The sequence below is a fragment of the Pseudomonas sp. Pseusp3 genome (assembly GCF_047304225.1).
Taxonomy (GTDB): Bacteria; Pseudomonadota; Gammaproteobacteria; order Pseudomonadales; family Pseudomonadaceae; genus Aquipseudomonas; species Aquipseudomonas fluorescens_CD.
Map to the genome: position 1 here is coordinate 164,870 of NZ_JBGLYV010000001.1, position 20,680 is coordinate 185,549.

The 20,680-nt window shown below is 59.9% G+C and carries 24 protein-coding genes and 1 pseudogene; 12 read left to right on the forward strand and 13 right to left on the reverse strand.

What is annotated here, in order from left to right; genetic code table 11:
* Window positions 1-63: 63 nt before the first annotated feature.
* Window positions 64-1,962: a sulfate adenylyltransferase subunit CysN gene (gene cysN, locus ACCD00_RS00810; protein WP_413421087.1), complete on the reverse strand. Its 1,899-nt coding sequence runs from the start codon at window positions 1,960-1,962 to the stop codon at window positions 64-66.
* 9 nt (window positions 1,963-1,971) lie between these two features.
* Window positions 1,972-2,889 (reverse strand): sulfate adenylyltransferase subunit CysD, encoded by a 918-nt coding sequence (cysD, locus tag ACCD00_RS00815; RefSeq protein ID WP_413421089.1) that lies wholly within the window; start codon window positions 2,887-2,889, stop codon window positions 1,972-1,974.
* Between the two features lie 114 nt (window positions 2,890-3,003).
* Here cysD and ACCD00_RS00820 point away from each other — a divergent pair.
* Window positions 3,004-3,132: pseudogene (locus tag ACCD00_RS00820) on the forward strand (outer membrane lipoprotein carrier protein LolA); the annotation flags it as partial.
* A 16-nt stretch (window positions 3,133-3,148) separates the two neighbouring features.
* Here ACCD00_RS00820 and ACCD00_RS00825 read toward each other — a convergent pair.
* Window positions 3,149-3,907: a Nif3-like dinuclear metal center hexameric protein gene (locus ACCD00_RS00825; RefSeq protein ID WP_008018698.1), complete on the reverse strand. Its 759-nt coding sequence runs from the start codon at window positions 3,905-3,907 to the stop codon at window positions 3,149-3,151.
* A gap of 103 nt (window positions 3,908-4,010) precedes the next feature.
* Between ACCD00_RS00825 and algW the strand changes: the two genes are divergently transcribed.
* Complete coding sequence (gene algW, locus ACCD00_RS00830) at window positions 4,011-5,174, forward strand: Do family serine endopeptidase AlgW (protein ID WP_413421092.1); 1,164 nt, start codon at window positions 4,011-4,013, stop codon at window positions 5,172-5,174.
* Window positions 5,175-5,291: 117 nt separating this feature from the next.
* Here algW and hisC read toward each other — a convergent pair whose 3' ends face one another.
* From hisC to ACCD00_RS00880, 10 genes are all read right to left on the reverse strand, one after another.
* Complete coding sequence (gene hisC, locus ACCD00_RS00835) at window positions 5,292-6,344, reverse strand: histidinol-phosphate transaminase (RefSeq protein ID WP_413421094.1); 1,053 nt, start codon at window positions 6,342-6,344, stop codon at window positions 5,292-5,294.
* A gap of 2 nt (window positions 6,345-6,346) precedes the next feature.
* A complete protein-coding gene (gene hisD / locus ACCD00_RS00840; RefSeq protein ID WP_413421096.1) occupies window positions 6,347-7,684 on the reverse strand; it encodes a histidinol dehydrogenase in 1,338 nt (445 codons plus the stop codon).
* Between the two features lie 125 nt (window positions 7,685-7,809).
* On the reverse strand, window positions 7,810-8,445 hold the full coding sequence (hisG, locus tag ACCD00_RS00845) for an ATP phosphoribosyltransferase (protein WP_007970278.1): 636 nt from the start codon (window positions 8,443-8,445) through the stop codon (window positions 7,810-7,812).
* 125 nt (window positions 8,446-8,570) lie between these two features.
* A complete protein-coding gene (murA, locus tag ACCD00_RS00850) occupies window positions 8,571-9,836 on the reverse strand; it encodes a UDP-N-acetylglucosamine 1-carboxyvinyltransferase (RefSeq protein WP_413421098.1) in 1,266 nt (421 codons plus the stop codon).
* Window positions 9,837-9,858: 22 nt separating this feature from the next.
* Window positions 9,859-10,098, reverse strand: coding sequence for a BolA family protein (locus tag ACCD00_RS00855; RefSeq protein WP_020796650.1), 240 nt, complete (start codon window positions 10,096-10,098; stop codon window positions 9,859-9,861).
* 114 nt (window positions 10,099-10,212) lie between these two features.
* Window positions 10,213-10,518, reverse strand: coding sequence for a lipid asymmetry maintenance protein MlaB (locus tag ACCD00_RS00860; protein WP_413421101.1), 306 nt, complete (start codon window positions 10,516-10,518; stop codon window positions 10,213-10,215).
* Window positions 10,515-11,168: a phospholipid-binding protein MlaC gene (locus ACCD00_RS00865; RefSeq protein WP_413421103.1), complete on the reverse strand. Its 654-nt coding sequence runs from the start codon at window positions 11,166-11,168 to the stop codon at window positions 10,515-10,517. The genes ACCD00_RS00860 and ACCD00_RS00865 overlap by 4 nt, the downstream gene beginning before the upstream one ends.
* Window positions 11,169-11,179: 11 nt before the next feature.
* The gene (mlaD, locus tag ACCD00_RS00870) at window positions 11,180-11,647 is read right to left on the reverse strand and encodes an outer membrane lipid asymmetry maintenance protein MlaD (protein ID WP_007970271.1); all 468 of its coding nucleotides are present in this window, start codon (window positions 11,645-11,647) and stop codon (window positions 11,180-11,182) included.
* Entirely contained in the window at window positions 11,647-12,444 is a 798-nt protein-coding gene (mlaE, locus tag ACCD00_RS00875; protein ID WP_008018708.1) for a lipid asymmetry maintenance ABC transporter permease subunit MlaE, read from the reverse strand. Before mlaE ends, mlaD begins: the two co-directional genes overlap by 1 nt.
* Window positions 12,444-13,253: an ATP-binding cassette domain-containing protein gene (locus ACCD00_RS00880; RefSeq protein WP_008018709.1), complete on the reverse strand. Its 810-nt coding sequence runs from the start codon at window positions 13,251-13,253 to the stop codon at window positions 12,444-12,446. The genes mlaE and ACCD00_RS00880 overlap by 1 nt, the downstream gene beginning before the upstream one ends.
* A 276-nt stretch (window positions 13,254-13,529) precedes the next feature.
* Here ACCD00_RS00880 and ACCD00_RS00885 point away from each other — a divergent pair, with 276 nt between their 5' ends.
* The 10 genes from ACCD00_RS00885 (at window position 13,530) to ACCD00_RS00930 (ending at window position 20,554) form a co-directional block, all read left to right on the forward strand.
* Window positions 13,530-14,504: a KpsF/GutQ family sugar-phosphate isomerase gene (locus ACCD00_RS00885; protein ID WP_413421106.1), complete on the forward strand. Its 975-nt coding sequence runs from the start codon at window positions 13,530-13,532 to the stop codon at window positions 14,502-14,504.
* Window positions 14,504-15,028 (forward strand): KdsC family phosphatase, encoded by a 525-nt coding sequence (locus tag ACCD00_RS00890; protein WP_413421108.1) that lies wholly within the window; start codon window positions 14,504-14,506, stop codon window positions 15,026-15,028. The genes ACCD00_RS00885 and ACCD00_RS00890 overlap by 1 nt, the downstream gene beginning before the upstream one ends.
* 7 nt (window positions 15,029-15,035) lie before the next feature.
* The gene (gene lptC / locus ACCD00_RS00895; protein WP_413421110.1) at window positions 15,036-15,608 is read left to right on the forward strand and encodes an LPS export ABC transporter periplasmic protein LptC; all 573 of its coding nucleotides are present in this window, start codon (window positions 15,036-15,038) and stop codon (window positions 15,606-15,608) included.
* A complete protein-coding gene (gene lptA, locus ACCD00_RS00900; RefSeq protein ID WP_413421112.1) occupies window positions 15,595-16,140 on the forward strand; it encodes a lipopolysaccharide transport periplasmic protein LptA in 546 nt (181 codons plus the stop codon). Before lptC ends, lptA begins: the two co-directional genes overlap by 14 nt.
* Complete coding sequence (lptB, locus tag ACCD00_RS00905; protein WP_007986698.1) at window positions 16,140-16,865, forward strand: LPS export ABC transporter ATP-binding protein; 726 nt, start codon at window positions 16,140-16,142, stop codon at window positions 16,863-16,865. The genes lptA and lptB overlap by 1 nt, the downstream gene beginning before the upstream one ends.
* Before the next feature lie 184 nt (window positions 16,866-17,049).
* The gene (locus tag ACCD00_RS00910; protein ID WP_413421114.1) at window positions 17,050-18,543 is read left to right on the forward strand and encodes an RNA polymerase factor sigma-54; all 1,494 of its coding nucleotides are present in this window, start codon (window positions 17,050-17,052) and stop codon (window positions 18,541-18,543) included.
* 74 nt (window positions 18,544-18,617) lie between these two features.
* Window positions 18,618-18,926, forward strand: a complete 309-nt coding sequence (gene hpf, locus ACCD00_RS00915; RefSeq protein ID WP_008018717.1) for a ribosome hibernation-promoting factor, HPF/YfiA family — start codon at window positions 18,618-18,620, stop codon at window positions 18,924-18,926.
* A gap of 12 nt (window positions 18,927-18,938) precedes the next feature.
* On the forward strand, window positions 18,939-19,403 hold the full coding sequence (gene ptsN / locus ACCD00_RS00920) for a PTS IIA-like nitrogen regulatory protein PtsN (protein WP_008018718.1): 465 nt from the start codon (window positions 18,939-18,941) through the stop codon (window positions 19,401-19,403).
* 2 nt (window positions 19,404-19,405) lie between these two features.
* Window positions 19,406-20,263, forward strand: a complete 858-nt coding sequence (gene rapZ, locus ACCD00_RS00925; protein ID WP_413421117.1) for an RNase adapter RapZ — start codon at window positions 19,406-19,408, stop codon at window positions 20,261-20,263.
* 15 nt (window positions 20,264-20,278) lie between these two features.
* Entirely contained in the window at window positions 20,279-20,554 is a 276-nt protein-coding gene (locus ACCD00_RS00930; protein WP_413421119.1) for an HPr family phosphocarrier protein, read from the forward strand.
* The last annotated feature ends 126 nt before the right edge of the window (window positions 20,555-20,680 follow it).

Here is a 20,680-nt window from a genome sequence, read left to right on the forward strand (position 1 = left end):
CACAAGGCATAAAAAACCCGCCGATGATCACTCATCGGCGGGTTTTTCAATTACGGCCAAGCCTTAGATCGCGCCACGCTCACGCAGCAGACCCAGCACTTGCTTGACGCCTTCTTCCAGAGACACGGACTGGGTGTCGATGACCAGGTCGGCATCCAGCGGCACGTCGTACGGGAAGGACTCGCCCGGGATGTTATCCCCGGCAGCCGCGTACAGGCCTTGCGGATCACGCTCGGCGCAGACCGTTGGCGAAGCCTGGACGTAGACCGTCAGCAGACGCTCCTTGCCGATCAGTTCCCGGGCCTGTTCACGACCTTCGGCACTCGGCGCAACGAACGCCGCCAGGGTCAGCAGGCCGGCTTCGTTGAACTGACGCGCCACGTGCGCGGCACGACGCCAGTTTTCGGTACGCCCGGCGCGATCCTGTGGCAGACCTTTGTTCAGGTCGTGACGCAGGTTCTGGCCATCGAGTACGAACACCGCACGACCCAGGTCGAACAGCTTGCGCTCGACCGCATAGGCCAGGGTGCTTTTGCCCGCGCCCGACAAGCCGCTGAACAACACGGTGGCCGGTTGCTGGCCGAAGCGCTGTGCGCGCTCTTCGGTGGCGACGTGGGCCAGTTTGCCGTGGTGCGTGGAGCTACCATGGGCCAGAGGCTGGGCGACGATCATGCCCGCGCCAACGGTGCCGTTGGTCAGGCGGTCGATGATGATGAAGGCGCCGGTGGTGCGGTTGCTGTCGTAACCGTCGAGGGCAATCGGCGCATCGAGCGCGATCTTGACCTTGCCGATTTCGTTCAACTGCAACGCGCTGGCCGGGCCTTCTTCCAGGGTGTTCACGTCGACCTTGTTGACGATGCTGGCGATGGAGCCCGGCACGTAACTGGTGGCGCGCTTGATGTCGTATTTCTTGCCCGGCAGCATCGGCTCTTCAGCCATCCACACCAGCATGGCTTCGAAGCTGTCGGTCACCGGCGGCACGTTGTCGGCGTGAACCAACAGGTCGCCACGGGAGATGTCGATTTCATCTTCCATGGTCAGCGTGACTGCCTGACCTGGACCGGCATGTTCCAGTTCACCTTCGAAGGTGACGATGGACTTCACGCGGCTGCTCTTGCCCGACGGCAGCACCACGACTTCGTCACCTTTCTTGACGATGCCGCTGGCCAGCGTACCGGCGAAACCACGGAAGTTCAGGTTCGGACGGTTGACGTACTGCACCGGGAAACGCAGGTCGGTGAAGTTGCGATCGCCCGCCACTTCCACGGTCTCGAGGATTTCCATCAGCGACTGGCCGGTGTACCACGGCGAACGCTCGGACTTGTTCACCACGTTGTCGCCCTTCAGAGCGGACATCGGCACGAAGTGCATGCTGGTGGGCTTCATCTTCAGGCCTTCGGCGAACTGCAGGTAGTCGGCCTTGATCGACTCGAACACGCCCTGGTCGAAGTCCTTGAGGTCCATCTTGTTGATGGCCACAACGATGTGCTTGATGCCCAGCAACGAGGCGATGAAGCTGTGGCGACGGGTCTGGGTCTGCACGCCGTAACGGGCGTCGACCAGGATGATCGCCAGGTCACAGGTGGAAGCACCGGTGGCCATGTTGCGGGTGTACTGCTCATGGCCGGGGGTGTCGGCGATGATGAATTTGCGCTTGGCGGTGGAGAAGTAGCGGTACGCGACATCGATGGTGATGCCTTGTTCACGCTCGGCCTGCAGACCGTCGACCAGCAACGCTAGGTCGATGTCTTCACCGGTGGTGCCGACTTTTTTCGAATCGCGGGTAATGGCTTCCAGGTGATCTTCGTAGATCATCTTGGAGTCGTGCAGCAGGCGCCCGATCAGGGTGCTCTTGCCGTCATCGACGTTACCGCAGGTCAGAAAGCGCAGCAGTTCTTTACGTTCGTGCTGGCCCAGGTAGGCGAGGATGTCCTCGCTGATCAAATCAGATTGATGCGACATGACAGCCCCTTAGAAATAACCTTGACGTTTTTTGTCTTCCATCGAGCCTGCGCCATCGTGGTCGATGACACGGCCCTGGCGCTCGGAAGTTCGCGTCAGGAGCATTTCCTGAATGATGTCCGTGAGGCTTTCGGCCTCGGACTCCACCGCGCCCGTCAACGGGTAGCAACCAAGGGTACGGAAACGCACTTTCTTTTTGACGATGCGGGCTTTTTCTTCATCGCTCAGGTGTTCGAGGATGCGCTCGTCGTCGATCATGATCAGCGTGCCGTTCTTCTCGATGACTTCACGCTCGGCGGCGAAGTACAGCGGAACGATCGGGATGCCTTCAAGGTAGATGTACTGCCAGATGTCCAGCTCGGTCCAGTTCGACAACGGGAAGACGCGGATCGACTCGCCCTTGTTGACCTTGCCGTTGTAGACGTTCCACAGCTCGGGACGCTGGTTCTTCGGATCCCAGCGGTGCTTGCTGTCGCGGAACGAGTACACACGCTCCTTGGCGCGGGATTTCTCTTCATCGCGACGGGCGCCGCCAAAAGCTGCGTCGAAACCATGCTTGTCGAGTGCCTGCTTGAGGCCCTCGGTCTTCATGATGTCGGTGTGCTTGGCGCTGCCGTGGGTGAACGGGTTGATGTCCTGCGCCACGCCGTCCGGGTTGACGTGGGTGATCAGGTCCAGGCCCAGCTCGGCGACCATCTTGTCGCGGAAGGCGTACATCTCCTGGAATTTCCAGCGAGTGTCGACGTGCATCACCGGAAACGGCAGCTTGCCCGGGAAGAACGCCTTGCGTGCCAGATGCAGCATCACGGCGGAGTCTTTACCGATGGAGTACAGCATCACCGGGTTGTCGAACTCGGCGGCCACCTCGCGGATGATGTGGATGCTTTCCGCCTCCAGCTGTTTCAGATGCGTCAGTTTGTCGACCATGGCTACTCACGAAAGCTTTCTTATGAACGGCCAGCGGGCCGTGTTCGAGCGGGGATCCTAGCACAGCGACCTCTTCTAATCAGGACGCCAACTAGATCGAAAGAGCATATGAATATGCCTGCCTGTTTGGGCTCAACCCCTGTAGGAGCGAGCTTGCTCGCGATGGTCGGCAACAATAATGCTGGGAATCTGACACCCCGTGGTGCTCTCAGGTTTATCGCGAGCGAGCTCGCTCCTACAGTATCAGGATCTCGCGCGTTCAGATCGGATTCGGGCAATCGATGAAGATGTGCTCCAGCGCAAACCGCCGCGCCAGGTAATCCCCCAGCGCCTGGACGCCGTAGCGTTCGGTCGCATGGTGACCGGCGGCGATGAAACTGATGTCGTTTTCCCGGGCACTGTGGAAGGTTTGCTCGGAAGCTTCGCCGCTGAGGTACAGATCGACTCCGGCCAGAATGGCCTGGTCGATGTAACCCTGGCCGCCACCGGTGCACCAGCCGACGCGGCGGATCATGGCGCTGCCTTCGATCAACAGCGGCTCACGGCCCATGACTTCCTGCACGCGGCGGGCGAAATCCCGGGGCGTCATCGGCTCATTCAGCGAGCCGACCAGGCCGACGATCTTCAGGTTGTCCGGGTCCAGCGGCCCTTCCACGGTGATGTCCAACTGACGGGCAAGTTGCACGTTATTGCCGACGTCCGGGTGCAGGTCCAGCGGCAGGTGATAGGACAACAGGCTGATATCGTGCTTGAGCAGGGTCTTCAAGCGGCGCTGTTTCATGCCGGTGATGCACGGATTTTCGCCTTTCCAGAAGTAGCCGTGATGCACCAGCACCAGGTCGGCATTGGCCTCCACGGCGGCATCGAGCAAAGCCTGGCTCGCGGTGACGCCGCTGACAATGCGCATCACTTGCGGCCGCCCCTCGACCTGCAGGCCGTTGGGGCAATAATCGGTAATCTTGGCACTGTTAAGGTAGCGGTCGGCTTCTTCGACCAGGGTGCTCAGGGCGACGGCCATAAAAGACTCCTAAATATCCCGTTCAGAGGCGCGTTCGGCCTCGTATAATGCGCGTCATTATGAGCGGTCTCATACCGCCTGCAACTCTCTCAGGAAGTGCTTAATGCTCAAGGCGCTGCGTTTTTCCGGCTGGCCGCTGTTGGCCGGCGTGCTTGTCGCTCTTTTGATAATCCAGCGTTACCCGCAGTGGGTCGGGCTCCCGAGCCTCGACGTCAATCTGCAACAAGCGCCGCAAACCACCAGCATGCAGCAGGGTCCGGTGTCCTATGCCGACGCGGTAACCACCGCGGCGCCGTCGGTGGTGAACCTGTACACCACCAAAGTCATCAACAAACCCAACCATCCGTTGTTCGAAGATCCGCAGTTCCGGCGCTTCTTCGGCGACAACTCACCCAAGCAGAAACGCATGGAGTCGAGCCTTGGCTCCGGCGTGATCATGAGCCCGGAAGGCTACATCCTGACCAACAACCACGTGACCAGCGGCGCTGACCAGATCGTGGTGGCGCTCAAGGACGGCCGGGAAACCCTGGCGCGGGTGATCGGCAGCGACCCGGAGACTGACCTCGCGGTTCTGAAAATCGACCTGAAAAACCTGCCGTCGATCACGGTGGGGCGTTCCGACAACATCCGCATCGGCGACGTCGCACTGGCCATCGGCAACCCGTTCGGCGTCGGCCAGACCGTGACCATGGGCATCATCAGCGCCACCGGCCGCAACCAGCTGGGCCTGAACAACTACGAAGACTTCATCCAGACCGACGCCGCCATCAACCCCGGCAACTCTGGCGGCGCGCTGGTGGATGCCGTCGGCAATCTGACCGGCATCAACACGGCGATCTTCTCCAAGTCCGGAGGCTCCCAGGGCATCGGTTTCGCGATCCCGGTGAAACTGGCGATGGAAGTGATGAAGTCGATCATCGAGCACGGCCAGGTGATTCGTGGCTGGCTGGGTATCGAAGTGCAGCCGCTGACCCAGGAACTGGCCGAATCGTTCGGCTTGTCCGGGCGCCCGGGCATTGTCGTGGCGGGGATTTTCCGTGACGGTCCGGCACAGAAGGCCGGTCTGCAACTGGGTGATGTGATTCTTTCCATCGATGGCGAACCGGCCGGTGATGGCCGTCGCTCGATGAATCAGGTGGCGCGGATCAAGCCGACTGACAAGGTTACGATCCAGGTCATGCGCAATGGCAAGGAACTCAAGCTGACCGCGGAAATCGGTTTGCGTCCGCCACCGGCACCGGCCAAAGACCAGGAAGAAGCAGAGTAAGCGGCCAATACAACCCCTCTGTAGGAGCGAGCTTGCTCGCGATGGAGTGTCAGATTAAGCGGTGTCACTGACACACCTTCGCGAGCAAGCTCGCTCCTACAGGGGGGCAGCGATGGTTTAGAGGTCGCCGAGACCGTCGATCAGCGCCTGATTCTGCTCTGGCGTGCCGATGGAGATCCGCAGGAACTGGGCAATCCGCTCCTGCTTGAAGTGCCGGACGATCACGCCTTGCTCACGCAACTTCGCTGCCAGGCCCGCTGCATCATGCCGGGGGTGACGAGCGAAAATGAAGTTCGCCGCCGAGGGCAGGACTTCGAAGCCCTTGGCCTGCAGCTGCCCAATCACCCATTCACGGTGTTCGATCACCAGGCTACAGGTCTTGTCGAAATACTCGCGATCCTCGAACGCCGCCGCCGCACCGACATTCGCCATGCGATCGATCGGATAGGAGTTGAAACTGTTCTTGATCCGCTCCAGCGCCTCGATCAGGTCCGGATGCCCCACCGCCAGGCCAACTCGCAGACCGGCCAGGGAACGGGACTTGGACAGGGTCTGGGTGACCAGCAGGTTCGGATAACGATCGACCAGCGTGATTGCCGTCTCGCCGCCGAAATCGATGTAAGCCTCATCCACAACGACCACCGAATCCGGGCTGGCCTTGAGAATCTGCTCCACCGCCTCCAGCGCCAACAGGCAGCCGGTCGGCGCATTCGGGTTGGGGAAAATGATCCCGCCGTTTGGCTTGGCGTAGTCCGCCGGGTTGATCTGGAATTGCTCGTCCAGCGGCACCGCGTCGAACCGGATGCCGTACAACCCGCAGTAGACCGGGTAGAAGCTGTAGCTGATGTCCGGGAACAGCAGCGGCTGATCGTGCTGCAGCAAACCGTGGAAGATGTGCGCCAGCACTTCATCGGAACCGTTGCCGAGGAACACCTGATTGCCTTGCACGCCGTAGTACCTGGCGACGGCTTGCTTGAGCAGATCGCTGTTCGGGTCCGGGTACAGACGCAGGTTGTCATTCAATTCGATTTGCATCGCGGCCAAGGCTTTCGGCGATGGGCCGTACGGGTTTTCGTTGGTGTTGAGCTTGACCAGTTTGGTCAGCTTAGGCTGTTCGCCCGGTACGTAAGGCACCAGATTCTTGACGAACGGGCTCCAGAATTTACTCATGCTCAGTTCCCCTGCCCTTGTGGAAAGTCTTCGTCGACGATGCGGTATTCGGCGCTACGCGCGTGGGCGCTCAGCGACTCGCCACGGGCCAGTACGGAAGCGGTTTTGCCCAACTCGGAAGCGCCCTGCTCGGAGCAGAAGATGATCGACGAGCGTTTCTGGAAGTCATACACACCCAGCGGCGAAGAGAACCGTGCGGTGCCGGAAGTCGGCAACACGTGGTTCGGGCCGGCGCAGTAATCGCCCAGGGCTTCGGAAGTGTGACGGCCCATGAAGATTGCGCCGGCGTGGCGGATCTGCGGCAGCCAGGCTTGTGGATCGGCAACGGACAATTCGAGGTGCTCCGGCGCGATGCGGTTGGCGACTTCGATGGCTTGCTCCATGTCACGCACCTTGATCAAGGCACCACGGCCATTGATCGAGGTTTCGATAATCGCGGCACGCTCCATGGTCGGCAACAACTTGGCGATGCTGGCGGCGACCTTGTCGAGGAACTCGGCGTCGGGGCTGACCAGAATGGCCTGGGCGTCTTCGTCGTGCTCGGCCTGGGAGAACAGGTCCATGGCGATCCAGTCCGGATCGGTCTGGCCGTCGCACACCACGAGGATCTCGGAAGGACCGGCGATCATGTCGATCCCGACCTGGCCAAACACGTGGCGCTTGGCCGTAGCCACATAGATGTTGCCCGGGCCGACGACCTTGTCGACCTGCGGCACGCTTTCGGTGCCGTAAGCCAGGGCCGCGACGGCCTGGGCGCCGCCGATGGTGAATACGCGGTCGACACCGGCGATGCAGGCCGCAGCCAGCACAAGCTCATTGATTTCACCGCGCGGGGTCGGAACAACCATGACCACTTCGGTGACACCGGCGACCTTGGCCGGAATCGCATTCATCAGCACCGACGACGGGTACGACGCCTTGCCACCCGGTACGTACAGACCGGCGCGATCCAGCGGCGTGACCTTCTGGCCCAGCACGGTGCCGTCTGCCTCGGTGTAGCTCCAGGAGTCCTGCTTCTGTTTTTCGTGGTAGCTGCGCACACGAGCCGCGGCGACTTCCAGGGCTTCACGCTGGGCCACGGAGATGCGGGTGAGTGCCAGCTCCAGACGCTCGCGCGGCAGGATCAGGTCGGCCATGGACTTCACGTCCAGGCCATCGAACTGGCGGGTGTAGTCCACCAGTGCCGCGTCGCCACGCTCACGCACGGTCTTGATGATGTCCAGCACCCGCTGATTGACCGAGTCGTCAGACACACTTTCCCAGCTCAGCAGATGATCCAGATGATGCGCGAAATCCGGGTCAGCAGCGTTGAGTCGGCGAATTGCAGTCAGTGCGGTCATAGCGAGAGCCTCATAGGAATGGCAAAAACTCAGGCGCCCGAAGCTAGCACTCCATCCGCTTGGGCACCTGAGAATTCTGGCTATGAGGCGGATAGACGGGCGCGACTCAACGTCGCGCAGGTGAGTCAGCCGCGGTGTCGAGACTCCACTGCCTTGCGCAGGGTGTCGATCAACGCCTGGATACGGGCGTGCTGCATCTTCATCGATGCCTTGTTGACGATCAGCCGCGAGCTGATGGCCGCGATGAAATCCTGTGGCTCCAGGCCGTTGGCCCGCAGCGTGTTACCAGTGTCGACCACGTCGATGATCTTGTCCGCCAGACCGATCAGCGGCGCCAGCTCCATCGAACCGTAGAGCTTGATGATGTCGACCTGACGTCCCTGTTCGGCATAGTAGCGCTTGGCAACGTTGACGAATTTGGTGGCGATACGCAGACGGCCCTTGGGCTCGACCGCGCCGACTTTACCGGCGGTCATCAGCTTGCACTGGGCAATCTGCAGGTCCAGCGGCTCGTACAGGCCCTGGCCGCCGTATTCCATCAGCACATCTTTACCGGCGACACCGAGGTCGGCAGCACCATGCTCGACATAGGTCGGCACATCGGTGGCACGCACGATCAGCAGACGAACATCGTCCTGGGTCGTGGGGATGATCAGCTTGCGGCTCTTGTCCGGATTCTCGGTCGGCACGATGCCCGCTTCAGCCAGAAGCGGCAGGGTGTCGTCGAGGATGCGGCCCTTGGACAGTGCGATAGTCAGCATGGGAAACGCCTTAATCAGGAATCTTATGCCCGGTCACAATCGGCGCCGGACACGCATCGAGCCGGAAACCGGCTCGACCTCTACAACAATTCAACGGGCACCTCCCTGTGCCCATGCAGCTGAAACTAGCCCGGAACGCGACGGATCCTAGCGCCCAGCATCTGCAGTTTTTCTTCGATGCACTCGTAGCCACGATCTATGTGGTAGATGCGATCGATCAGCGTGTCGCCTTCGGCGACCAGGGCCGAGATCACCAGGCTGGCCGAAGCACGCAGGTCGGTCGCCATGACTGGCGCGCCCTTGAGCTTTTCGGTGCCGGTGACGATCGCGGTGTTGCCCTCGACCTGGATCTTGGCGCCCATGCGGTGCAGTTCGTAGACGTGCATGAAACGGTTTTCGAAGATCGTCTCGATCACGGCGCCAGTGCCTTCGGCAATGGCGTTGAGGGAGATGAACTGCGCCTGCATGTCGGTCGGGAACGCCGGGTACGGAGCGGTCCGCACGTTCACGGCTTTAGGCCGCTTGCCATGCATGTTCAGCTCGATCCAGTCTTCGCCGGTGGTGATTTCGGCACCGGACTCGCGGAGTTTTTCCAGAACGGCTTCAAGGATGGTCGGATCCGTGTCCTTGACCTTCACGCGGCCACCGGTGACGGCTGCCGCCACCAGATAGGTGCCGGTTTCGATACGGTCGGGCATCACTTTATAAGTGGTGGTGTGCAGACGCTCGACGCCATCGATGGTGATGGTATCGGTACCGGCGCCGGAAACCTTGGCACCCATGGCGTTCAGGAAGTTCGCCAGGTCGACCACTTCGGGCTCGCGTGCGGCGTTTGCCAGTACGCTACGGCCCTTGGCCAGGGCAGCGGCCATCATGATGTTTTCGGTACCGGTCACGCTGACGGTATCGAAGAAGAAGTGCGCACCGCGCAGGCCGCCTTCAGGGGCCTTGGCCTTGATGTAGCCGCCTTCGACATCAATGACCGCGCCCATGGCTTCCAGGCCACGGATGTGCAGGTCAACCGGACGCGAACCGATGGCGCAACCGCCAGGCAAGGCGACTTCGGCTTCACCGAAACGGGCAACCATCGGGCCCAGCACCAGAATCGACGCACGCATGGTTTTAACCAGCTCGTACGGTGCGACCAGAGTCTTGATGGTGCGCGGGTCGATTTCGACGGCGAGCTTCTCATCGATCACCGGCTCAATGCCCATGCGACCGAACAGCTCGATCATGGTGGTGATGTCGTGCAGGTGCGGCAGGTTGGCCACGGTCACCGGGCCATCGCACAGCAAAGTGGCAGCCAGGATCGGCAGGGCAGAGTTCTTTGCCCCGGAAATGCGGATCTCGCCATCAAGACGAGCGCCACCGGTAATAATCAGTTTATCCATAAGAATCTCGACGCCCTTGGGCTCAGGTGCGCTCGGCCCAGGCCGCGCTGCTGAAAAATTTCATAGTGACCGCATGGATGCTGCCATCGGTGATCCATGGGTTCAAATGGGCATAGACCTGCTGCTGACGCTTCACCGGGCTCAACGCCGCCAGTTCATCGCTAATCACGTTCAGCTGGAAATTGCAGCCTTCGCCCTCGACTTCTACTTTCGTTCCGGGCAGCTTTCCTTCAAGAAAGCTCTTAACTTCGTTGGCCTGCATGCTCAACCTCAATCGGCGCCCTGTGCGCGCGGGTCGGACATCATACAAAAAAGCCCCGCGCCTGCGAACCCCGCCAAGCAGGACTCGGACGGAGGGCTTCTTTATAGATGCGGTTCAGGGTTGCGCAAACAGCTCGGTCAGCTCGCTGACCTGAGCGATTTCACGCATGTCTTCCGGCATCCCGCGGATGCTCAGGGCCTTGCCGGCCGCCTGCGCATCGCGGATGAAGCACAGCAGCAACGACAAACCGACACTGCTGGACTTGGTCACCGCCGAGCAATCGATTACCAGCGCCGCGGCCTTGCTGGCCTTGATCAGCGCTTTGCCCTGCTCGCGCAGGCCAGGGCCGGTGCGGTAATCCAGCACGCCACTGAGTCGCAGCTCGCCCGCTTCGTCCATCCGGACTGCCGACTCATTCATTGGGCCGGCTGCTCTGGTTTCTTGTCGGTGGCTTCCTTGGCCTTGGCGACTTCCCCGGCCCAACCATTGATGGTCTTGTCCAGGTCGTTGCCATTGCGCTGCATCGCATCGGCGAACTGATCGCGGAACAGCTTGCCGATGTTGATGCCGTTGATGATGACGTTACGCAGCTTCCACTCGCCGTTGATCTTTTCCAGCGTGTAGGACACCGGATAGATCGCGCCGCTGCTGCCCTTGACGGTCATGCCAACGCTGGTACGGTCGCCCGACTCGTCTTTGGCCGGTTCAACGGTGATCCCCTGGTTGTTGTACTCCAGCAAGGCGTTGCCGTAGAACTGGAACAGACCCTTCTTGAAGTTTTCTTCGAAGGTCTTCATCTGCGCAGGCGTAGCTTTCTTCGAGTATTTGACCGTCATGATGCTCTTGGAAATACCCTCGGCATCCACAACCGGCCCGACGATGTTGTCCAGCGCCGTATAGAAGTCCTGCGGGTCCTTCTTGTACTTCTCTTTGTTTGCCGCCAGATCCGCGAGCATACGGTTGGTTGTGTCCTGCACCAGTTCGTGCGCCGAAGGCGCCGCTACGGCATGGGACACCAACGGAAACACCGCGAGCATTACCAACAGGCCACGTCGCAAGATAGAGATCATTTAACAGTTCCTCATTTAGCTTCTTTGCTAACGGTATTGAGCAGGAATTTACCGATCAGATCTTCGAGCACCAGCGATGACTGCGTGTCATGGATGGTTCCACCATCCTTGAGCAGGGTGTCTTCCCCGCCCACGCTGATACCGATGTACTTCTCGCCCAACAGGCCAGCAGTCAGGATAGATGCAGTAGAGTCCGCCGGAAGATTATCGATGCGTTTTTCCAGCTGCATGGTCACCCGACCGGTGAAACTGTCGCGATCCAGATCGATAGCGGTGACCTTGCCGATGGTCACACCGGCCATGGTCACCTTTGCTCTGACAGTCAAACCGGCGATATTGTCGAAGTAGGCGTAAAGTTTATACGTGTCGGTGCTCGGAGTCGGGGACAGGCCGCTGACCCGCAACGCCAACAAGAGCAAAGCCAGGATGCCAGCCAGCAAGAAAAGGCCGACACCGATTTCCAGGGTGCGGTTTTGCATCAGAAATCTCCAAACATCAAGGCGGTCAGAATAAAGTCCAGGCCGAGTACTGCCAACGAGGCATATACAACGGTCTTGGTAGTGGCACGACTGATCCCCTCGGAAGTGGGTTCGCAGTCATAGCCTTGGAATACGGCGATCCAGGTCACAACAAAGGCAAAGACGATACTTTTGATGATCCCGTTGAGCACATCGTCGGTGAACGTCACGCTGTTCTGCATGTTCGACCAGTAGGAACCTTCATAGACCCCCAGCCAGTCGACAGCCACCCACGAGCCGCCCCAGATACCCACCACGCTGAAAATCATCGCCAGCACCGGCAGGGAAATGAAACCGGCCCACAAGCGTGGCGCGATGATGTACTTGAGCGGGTCAACCCCGATCATTTCCAGGCTGGACAGCTGCTCGGTGGACTTCATGTTGCCGATTTCGGCGGTCAACGCCGAACCGGCACGCCCGGCGAACAGCAAGGCAGTCACCACCGGCCCCAGCTCACGCAGCAGCGTCAGGGCAACCATCTGCCCGACAGCCTGCTCTGAACCATAGCTGGAAAGAATGTTGAAGCCCTGCAGCGCCAGCACCATGCCGATGAACACCCCGGAGACCACGATGATCACCAGGGACATCACGCCCACCGAATGCAATTGCTTGACCAGTAGCCCGAAGCCGCCGCCGATACCGCCCCGGCCCAGCAAGGCATGGAACAGGAACAGGCTCGAACGCCCGAACACCGCCAGCGCATCGATGCCGGCCTGGCCGAAGCGGCGAACGCGCTCTATCAATGAAATTCTGCGCATCAGCGCTTCCCCAGAAGATCTGCGCGGTAATCCGTCGCTGGAAAGTGGTACGGAACCGGGCCGTCGGGTTCGCCGGTCATGAACTGACGAATGCGCGGTTCATCCGAGTTCATCAACTCGTCCGGTGTCCCCTGCCCCAACACCTGACCATCGCCCACCACATAAATGTAATCGGCAATGCTCGCGGTCTCGGCCAGGTCGTGGGATACCACGATGCTGGTGATGCCCAGCGCATCGTTGAGCAGACGAATGAGGCGCACCAGAACGCCCATTGCAATAGGGTCCTGGCCGACAAAGGGCTCGTCGTACATGAGGATCTGCGGGTCGAGCGCAATTGCCCGGGCCAGCGCGACACGACGCTTCATGCCGCCGGAAAGCTCGTCGGGCATCAGATCGATGGCACCGCGCAAGCCCACGGCCTGCAGTTTGAGCAGGACGATGTCGCGGATCATTTCATCCGGCAGTTGCGTATGAACCCGCAACGGAAAAGCGACGTTCTCGAACACATCGAGGTCGGTAAACAGTGCGCCGCTCTGAAAAAGCACGCCCATATGCTTGCGCGCATCGAACAGGTCGCTGCGCGACAGCTTGGGCAGATTCTGACCGTTGACCCAGACTTCGCCCTTGGTGGGCCGCAGTTGGGCGCCCATCAGGCGCAAAAGCGTGGTCTTGCCACACCCGGAAGGCCCCATGATTCCGGTGACCTTGCCGCGTGGGATACGGATATCGACATTATTGAAAATGCTGCGCGCACCGCGCTTGAAGGACAGTCCCTTCAGCTCGACCGCGTAGGCGTTATCGGCACTCATCTAAACTCCTTGCGATGCAGCCTCTCACTCGGACGCCTGGCTTTCCGAGGAAAGCACATACCTCCCGGGCAGGCCGAACTGGCGGCGAACTATATCACCGCAAAGGGTACGCGCCCAAGGCCAAAGCCGAGCCAAGTTCAACCGCATGGCCGCTTGAAAGCCCCGTTTAGAAGGTTTTCGGTAACCGGGAATAACAATGCGCGACGAACATGCGTGAGGGATTCGATCATAACCGCTATAATCGCCGCCTTTTCATCAGGCTATACGATTTCTGACATGAGCCAATCCAGCGACCTGATTCAATCAGCACAACGCACCATCCGCCTCGAGGTAGAAGCCGTGCAAGGCCTGCTACCCCATATCGACGCAGATTTCGTACGCGCTTGCGAGATGATTCTGGCCAGCAAAGGCCGCGTGGTCGTGGTCGGCATGGGCAAGTCGGGGCACATCGGCAACAAGATCGCCGCGACCCTGGCCAGCACCGGCACCACGGCATTTTTCGTGCACCCGGCTGAAGCCAGCCACGGCGACATGGGCATGATTACCCGCGACGACATCATCCTGGCGCTCTCGAACTCCGGCTCCACCAATGAAATCGTTACCCTGCTGCCACTGATCAAGCGCCTGGGCATTCAATTGATCAGCATGACCGGCAACCCTGACTCGCCGCTGGCCAAGGCCGCCGAGGTCAACCTGAATGTTCACGTCGAACACGAAGCCTGCCCGTTGAACCTGGCTCCCACTTCGTCGACCACCGCCGCCCTGGTCATGGGCGACGCCCTGGCAGTCGCGCTGCTGGAAGCCCGCGGCTTTACCGCCGAAGACTTCGCCTTTTCCCATCCCGGCGGCGCCCTGGGCCGACGCCTGTTGCTGAAAGTGGAAAATGTCATGCACGCCGGCCAGGACCTGCCGCAGGTCCAGCGCGGCACCCTGCTCAAGGATGCCCTGATGGAAATGACCCGCAAGGGCCTGGGGATGACCGTCATTCTGGAGTCCGACGGCAAACTGGCCGGGATCTTCACCGACGGTGACTTGCGCCGCACACTGGACCGCAGCATCGATATCCACAGCGCCATCATCGACCAGGTCATGACGGCCCATGGCAAGACCGCGCGCGCCGAGATGCTCGCCGCCGAAGCACTGAAAATCATGGAAGACCATAAAATCAACGCATTGGTCGTGGTCGACCGCGAAGACCGCCCGGTCGGCGCCCTGAACATGCACGACTTGCTGCGTGCGGGAGTAATGTAATGAGTGCGGACCTGCTGCAACGTGGCAAACAGATCAAACTGGCGGTGTTCGATGTCGATGGCGTGCTGACCGATGGACGCCTGTACTTCCTCGAAGACGGCAGCGAATTCAAGACGTTCAATACACTCGATGGCCAGGGTATCAAGATGCTGATGGCGGCCGGCGTGCAAACCGCCATCATCAGTGGTCGCAAAACCCCGGTGGTCGAGCGACGCGCGAAGAACCTCGGTATCCCGCATCTTTATCAGGGGCGCGAAGACAAACTGGTGGTACTCGACGAACTACTGGCCCAACTGAACCTGGGCTATGAACAGGTGGCCTACCTCGGCGACGACCTGCCGGACCTGCCGGTGATTCGCCGCGTCGGCCTGGGCATGGCGGTGGCCAATGCCGCCAGCTTCGTGCGTGAACACGCTCACGGCATCACCCTCGCCCGTGGCGGCGAAGGTGCCGCTCGCGAATTCTGCGAATTGATCCTGCGCGCCCAGGACCGCCTCGATGCGGCCAATGCCGCGTACCTGTGAGCCCACCATGCTGAGCAAAAAGTTTCGCAACACCCTGTTGTTCAGTTGCATCGCGGCGATATTCGCCGCGGTTGGCTACTGGAACATCAGCCCGGAGCGCTTCCTCGACAAGCCGGTAACGCCGGTCGATGAAAGCGCGATCGACTATTACGCCATCAACGCCCACAGCGTGCAGTACCTGCCCGACGGCAGGCTGCAATATGATCTGGTGTCCGACAAGGTCGAGCACCTGAAGGCGACCGAGGTGACGTTGCTGACCAACCCCGACCTGAATGTGTTCCGCGGCACTGAATTCCCGTGGCACGTCCAGAGCCTGCAGGGCGAGGTCAACCCTGACGGCACACAGGTCGAACTGATCGATGACGTGCGCATCACGCGTTTCGACGAGAAAAACCGTAAAACCCTGATCACCAGCACCCGCATGACGGTGTTCCCGCAGCAGCAATATGCGCAGACCGAGCAAGACGTTAGAATCGACGGCGCTGGCGGTGTATCGACTGGCAAGGGAATGAAAGCGTATTTGAAAGAAAGCAGGATACACCTGCTATCGAACGTAAGAGGACAGTATGAGGCTCGTTAAAACCCTCCCGATTTTGCTCAGTCTGGGCGCAGCACTGGGAAGCGTGAGCGCCTGGGCTCTGCCGGAAGATCAACAGCAGCCTATCCGCATTCAGGCCGACGATGCCCAACTGGACGACAAGCAAGGTATTGCTACCTACAAGGGTGACGTGATCATCACCCAGGGCTCGATGAAGGTGACCGGCAACACCGTGACCATCACCCGCACCCCGACTGGCGACATCGACGTGGTGACCTCGGTGGGCAACCTGGCGTACTTCGAGCAATTGCAAACAGCTGGCGACACCAAGCCCGTTCAGGGCTGGGGCGTGACGATCCAGTATCACGCCGCACAAAACCGCGTCGTACTGATCGACAAGGCCAAAGTTGTCGACAAGGACAACAACACCACCCAAGGCGAAAAAATCGTCTACGACACGGTCAAGAAGCTCGCCAGCGCCGGTCGCGCCACGGGCAGCAAGGTCACCGAGGCACGTCCGCGTATCGACATGGTGATCCAGCCGAAGAAGAAAACTGACGAGAAAACCCAGTAATGGCAACTCTGAAAGCTCAGCATCTGGCCAAGAGCTACAAGAGCCGCCAGGTCGTGCGTGATGTCAGCCTGTCCATCGACAGCGGCCAGATCGTCGGCCTGCTTGGTCCGAACGGCGCCGGCAAGACCACCTGCTTCTACATGATCGTCGGCCTGGTGCAAGCCGACCAGGGCCGCGTCCTGATCGACGACCACGATGTCAGCCACCAGCCCATGCACGGCCGCGCAAAGGCCGGTATTGGCTACTTGCCACAAGAAGCATCGATCTTTCGCAAACTGTCGGTGGCCGACAACATCATGGCCATCCTCGAGACCCGCAAGGAACTCGACAAGGCCGGCCGTCGCAAGGAGCTGGAAAGCCTGCTACAGGAATTCCACATCAGCCACATCCGCGACAACCTCGGCATGAGCCTGTCCGGTGGTGAGCGCCGTCGCGTGGAAATCGCCCGCGCCCTGGCCACCAACCCGAAATTCATCCTCCTCGACGAACCCTTCGCCGGCGTGGACCCGATTTCGGTCGGGGACATCAAGCAGATCATCTACCACCTCAAGGCCAAGGGCATTGGCGTACTGATCACGGACCACAACGTTCGTGAAACCCTGGATATCTGTGAAACCGCCTATATCGTCAATGACGGCCAACTGATCGCCGAAGGTGACGCAGAGACCATCCTGGCCAACAACCTGGTCAAGGAAGTGTATCTGGGCCATGAGTTCCGCCTGTAAAGGCAGAGGTATCTGGCAGGTCGTCCGAGCGCTTGTCCCGATAAAAAATCAACACTTTTTTATTGTTACAGCGCTCTAGGCAAACGCTGCAGTTTCGGGCATATAATTTGCTTATGTTTGGCGCTCCGGCGCCCTGTAGTGGATGGCGCATGTGCGCCGGCGAATAAGGTGTTAAGCCCCTGCCATGAAACCATCGCTAGTCTTGAGAATGGGCCAGCAGCTGACGATGACACCGCAGCTGCAACAGGCCATCCGCCTGCTCCAATTGTCGACCCTGGACCTGCAACAGGAAATCCAGGAGGCCTTGGAGTCCAATCCGATGCTCGAACGCCAGGAAGAAGGCGACGACTTCGACAATTCCGATCCCTTGGCCGACAACGCCGAACAAAAGCCCAACACCGATATCCAGGAACCCTCCTACCAGGAAAGCGCCCCGACGGTTGATAACCTCGAAGAAGGCGACTGGAACGAGCGCATCCCCAACGATCTCCCCGTCGACACCGCGTGGGAAGACGTTTACCAGACCAGCGCCAGCAGCCTGCCCAGCAACGATGACGACGAGTGGGACTTCACCACCCGCACCTCGGCCGGCGAAAGCCTGCAAAGCCACTTGCTGTGGCAACTGAACCTGGCTCCGATGTCCGACACCGATCGCCTGATCGCCGTGACCCTGATCGATTGCATCAACAATCAGGGCTATCTGGACGAAACCCTCGAGGAAATCCTCGAAGCCTTCGATCCGGAGCTGGACATCGAACTGGACGAAATCGAAGCCGTCCTGCACCGCATCCAGCAATTCGAGCCCGCCGGCATCGGTGCCCGCAACCTGGGCGAATGCCTGCTGCTGCAATTGCGCCAGTTGCCAGCCAAGACCCCTTGGCTGGCCGAGGCCAAGCGCCTGGTCAGCGATTACATCGACCTGCTCGGCAGCCGCGACTACAGCCAGTTGATGCGCCGCATGAAGCTCAAGGAAGATGAACTGCGCCAGGTCATCGAACTGGTCCAGAGCCTCAACCCGCGTCCGGGCTCGCAGATCGAGTCCACCGAAGCCGAGTACGTCGTTCCCGACGTGATCGTGCGCAAGGACAACGAGCGCTGGCTGGTGGAGCTGAATCAGGAGTCGGTGCCACGGCTGCGGGTCAACGCCCAGTACGCCGGTTTCGTGCGCCGCGCTGACACCAGCGCCGATAACACGTTCATGCGCAATCAGTTGCAGGAGGCCCGCTGGTTCATCAAGAGCCTGCAAAGCCGCAATGAAACCCTGATGAAAGTAGCCACCCAGATCGTCGAGCATCAGCGCGGGTTCCTCGAATATGGCGACGAAGCCATGAAGCCGCTGGTCCTGCACGACATCGCCGAAGCGGTCGGCATGCATGAGTCGACGATTTCACGGGTGACCACCCAGAAGTTCATGCATACCCCCCGGGGCATATATGAACTGAAATACTTTTTCTCAAGTCACGTAAGCACCTCCGAAGGCGGCGAATGCTCGTCCACGGCGATCCGGGCGATCATCAAAAAACTGGTTGCCGCGGAAAATCAGAAAAAGCCGTTGAGTGACAGCAAGATCGCTGGTTTACTGGAGGCACAAGGCATTCAGGTGGCCCGCCGCACCGTCGCCAAGTATCGCGAATCCCTCGGGATCGCGCCTTCGAGCGAACGCAAGCGGTTGATGTAGGGCCACGCCACAGCGTTCCAGTGGTAGATCATCTGGTCTACCGCTTTATGCACTGGCAACGAAGGAGAAGCTGTATGCAAGTCAACATCAGTGGACACCAACTGGAAGTGACCGAACCTCTCCGCTCCTACATCGGCGAAAAACTCGAACGACTGGAGCGACACTTCGACAAGATCACTAACGTGCAGGTCACGATGACCGTCGAAAAGTTGAAGCAGAAAATCGAAGCCACATTGCATATTCCCGGGAATGAAGTGGTCGCGAACGCGGAACATACCGATATGTACGCCGCGATCGATGCACTCACCGACAAGCTGGATAAACAACTCAAAAAGCATAAGGAAAAGACCCAGAGCCTCCTTCAGGGCGCAACCGGTCGCTAACACTCCCAACCCATGATCCGACTTGAAAGTATCCTGACCCCCGGCCGTTCCCTGGTGAACGTGCCGGGTGGCAGTAAAAAGAAAGCCCTCGAACAAATTGCCAATCTGATCGCCCGCGAAGTGCCGGGTCTGGAGATGCAAGATGTCTTCGAGGCGCTGATTGCCCGTGAAAAACTCGGCTCCACCGGTTTTGGCAACGGCATCGCCATTCCACATTGCCGTCTCAAGGGCTGTGTATCGCCCATCAGTGCATTGATGCACCTTGACGCCCCTATCGATTTCGACGCCATCGATGGTGCGCCGGTTGACCTGCTGTTCGTATTGCTGGTCCCGGAAGCCGCCACCGATGCGCACCTTGAACTGCTTCGGCAGATCGCCAGCATGCTCGATCGCAAGGACGTGCGCGACAAACTGCGCAGCGCTCCGAGCAATGAAGCCCTGTATCAGGTTGTCCTGGACGAGCAAAACGGTCAGTAATCATGCGCTTGATCATCGTCAGTGGCCGCTCCGGCTCAGGTAAAAGCACCGCCCTCGACGTCCTTGAGGACAACGGGTACTACTGCATCGACAATTTGCCTGCCGGCCTGCTGCCGGAACTGGCCGAACGAGCGCTGATTCATACTGAACTGGTGCAGCCGCTGGTCGCCGTTTCCATTGACGCCCGCAACCTGCCCAGCCACCTGTCACGCTTCCCCGACCTGCTCGAAGAAGTCCGCAGCCGCCACATCCAGTGCGATGTCCTGTACCTGGACGCCGACGAAGAAACACTGCTCAAGCGCTTCTCGGAAACCCGCCGGCGTCACCCCCTGACCAACGCCAACCGCTCGCTGGCCGAAGCCATCAGCGTCGAGAGCGTCCTGCTCGGGCCGATTGCCGACCTCGCCGATCTCAAGATCAACACTACCAGCCTGAACCTGTATCAACTGCGCGATGCCATCAAACTGCGCCTGTTGAATCAACCGGAACCCGGCACTGCGTTCCTGGTGGAATCCTTCGGGTTCAAACGCGGCATGCCAGTGGACGCCGACCTGGTGTTCGATGTGCGTTGCCTGCCAAACCCTTACTGGAAACCTGAATTGCGCGAGCAGTCCGGGCTCGATCAACCGGTTGCCGAATATCTGGCGGCACAGCCGGATGTCGAAGAGATGTTCCAGGACATTTCCACATACCTGCTAAAGTGGCTGCCTCGTTTTGCCGCCAGCAACCGCGCCTACGTCACCATTGCCATTGGCTGCACGGGCGGACATCACCGCTCCGTCTACCTGACCGAGCGTCTGGGGCAGACGCTGCAAAAATCCCTGAAGAACGTCCAGGTTCGCCACCGCGACCTCAGCTAAAGGACTCACATCGCGATGCCTGCTCTGGAAATCGAAATCATCAACAAGCTGGGCCTGCATGCCCGCGCTTCTGCAAAATTCGTTGGTGTCGCCGGCCAATTCACGGGTTGCACGATCCGCGTGGGACGCACGCCAGAATCCACCGTCGATGGAAAAAGCATCATGGCCATGATGATGCTCGCCGCCGGCAAGGGCACCAAAATCCATCTGAGCACGGAAGGCGAGCAGGAACAGGAAGCGATGGATGCGCTGGTGGCCTTGATCAACAATTACTTCGACGAAGGCGAGTAAACGCGCGGCTTTGTGGCGAGCGCCGTATCCATCACCATCATCAAGCAAAACGGCGTTTTTGTTTCTGTGTTTCCCGAAACTCCGCAAAGAACCATAAAAAGGCGGGGGGGCCCCCAGGGGGGGGGG

Bases quoted from the DNA above. Each gene is read 5' to 3' on its own strand.
- ACCD00_RS00930 (WP_413421119.1), top strand. From the start codon at position 20,279: ATGCCTGCTCTGGAAATCGAAATCATCAACAAGCTGGGCCTGCATGCC.
- cysN (WP_413421087.1), bottom strand. From the start codon at position 1,962: ATGTCGCATCAATCTGATTTGATCAGCGAGGACATCCTCGCCTACCTG.
- lptA (WP_413421112.1), top strand. From the start codon at position 15,595: ATGAGGCTCGTTAAAACCCTCCCGATTTTGCTCAGTCTGGGCGCAGCA.
- ACCD00_RS00885 (WP_413421106.1), top strand. From the start codon at position 13,530: ATGAGCCAATCCAGCGACCTGATTCAATCAGCACAACGCACCATCCGC.
- hisG (WP_007970278.1), bottom strand. From the start codon at position 8,445: ATGCTGACTATCGCACTGTCCAAGGGCCGCATCCTCGACGACACCCTG.
- ptsN (WP_008018718.1), top strand. From the start codon at position 18,939: ATGATCCGACTTGAAAGTATCCTGACCCCCGGCCGTTCCCTGGTGAAC.
- ACCD00_RS00880 (WP_008018709.1), bottom strand. From the start codon at position 13,253: ATGAGTGCCGATAACGCCTACGCGGTCGAGCTGAAGGGACTGTCCTTC.
- mlaD (WP_007970271.1), bottom strand. From the start codon at position 11,647: ATGCAAAACCGCACCCTGGAAATCGGTGTCGGCCTTTTCTTGCTGGCT.
- mlaE (WP_008018708.1), bottom strand. From the start codon at position 12,444: ATGCGCAGAATTTCATTGATAGAGCGCGTTCGCCGCTTCGGCCAGGCC.
- ACCD00_RS00860 (WP_413421101.1), bottom strand. From the start codon at position 10,518: ATGAATGAGTCGGCAGTCCGGATGGACGAAGCGGGCGAGCTGCGACTC.
- hisD (WP_413421096.1), bottom strand. From the start codon at position 7,684: ATGACCGCACTGACTGCAATTCGCCGACTCAACGCTGCTGACCCGGAT.
- ACCD00_RS00865 (WP_413421103.1), bottom strand. From the start codon at position 11,168: ATGATCTCTATCTTGCGACGTGGCCTGTTGGTAATGCTCGCGGTGTTT.
- rapZ (WP_413421117.1), top strand. From the start codon at position 19,406: ATGCGCTTGATCATCGTCAGTGGCCGCTCCGGCTCAGGTAAAAGCACC.
- murA (WP_413421098.1), bottom strand. From the start codon at position 9,836: ATGGATAAACTGATTATTACCGGTGGCGCTCGTCTTGATGGCGAGATC.
- hisC (WP_413421094.1), bottom strand. From the start codon at position 6,344: ATGAGTAAATTCTGGAGCCCGTTCGTCAAGAATCTGGTGCCTTACGTA.
- algW (WP_413421092.1), top strand. From the start codon at position 4,011: ATGCTCAAGGCGCTGCGTTTTTCCGGCTGGCCGCTGTTGGCCGGCGTG.
- ACCD00_RS00825 (WP_008018698.1), bottom strand. From the start codon at position 3,907: ATGGCCGTCGCCCTGAGCACCCTGGTCGAAGAAGCCGACCGCTACCTT.
- cysD (WP_413421089.1), bottom strand. From the start codon at position 2,889: ATGGTCGACAAACTGACGCATCTGAAACAGCTGGAGGCGGAAAGCATC.
- ACCD00_RS00890 (WP_413421108.1), top strand. From the start codon at position 14,504: ATGAGTGCGGACCTGCTGCAACGTGGCAAACAGATCAAACTGGCGGTG.
- hpf (WP_008018717.1), top strand. From the start codon at position 18,618: ATGCAAGTCAACATCAGTGGACACCAACTGGAAGTGACCGAACCTCTC.
- lptC (WP_413421110.1), top strand. From the start codon at position 15,036: ATGCTGAGCAAAAAGTTTCGCAACACCCTGTTGTTCAGTTGCATCGCG.
- ACCD00_RS00855 (WP_020796650.1), bottom strand. From the start codon at position 10,098: ATGCAGGCCAACGAAGTTAAGAGCTTTCTTGAAGGAAAGCTGCCCGGA.
- ACCD00_RS00910 (WP_413421114.1), top strand. From the start codon at position 17,050: ATGAAACCATCGCTAGTCTTGAGAATGGGCCAGCAGCTGACGATGACA.
- lptB (WP_007986698.1), top strand. From the start codon at position 16,140: ATGGCAACTCTGAAAGCTCAGCATCTGGCCAAGAGCTACAAGAGCCGC.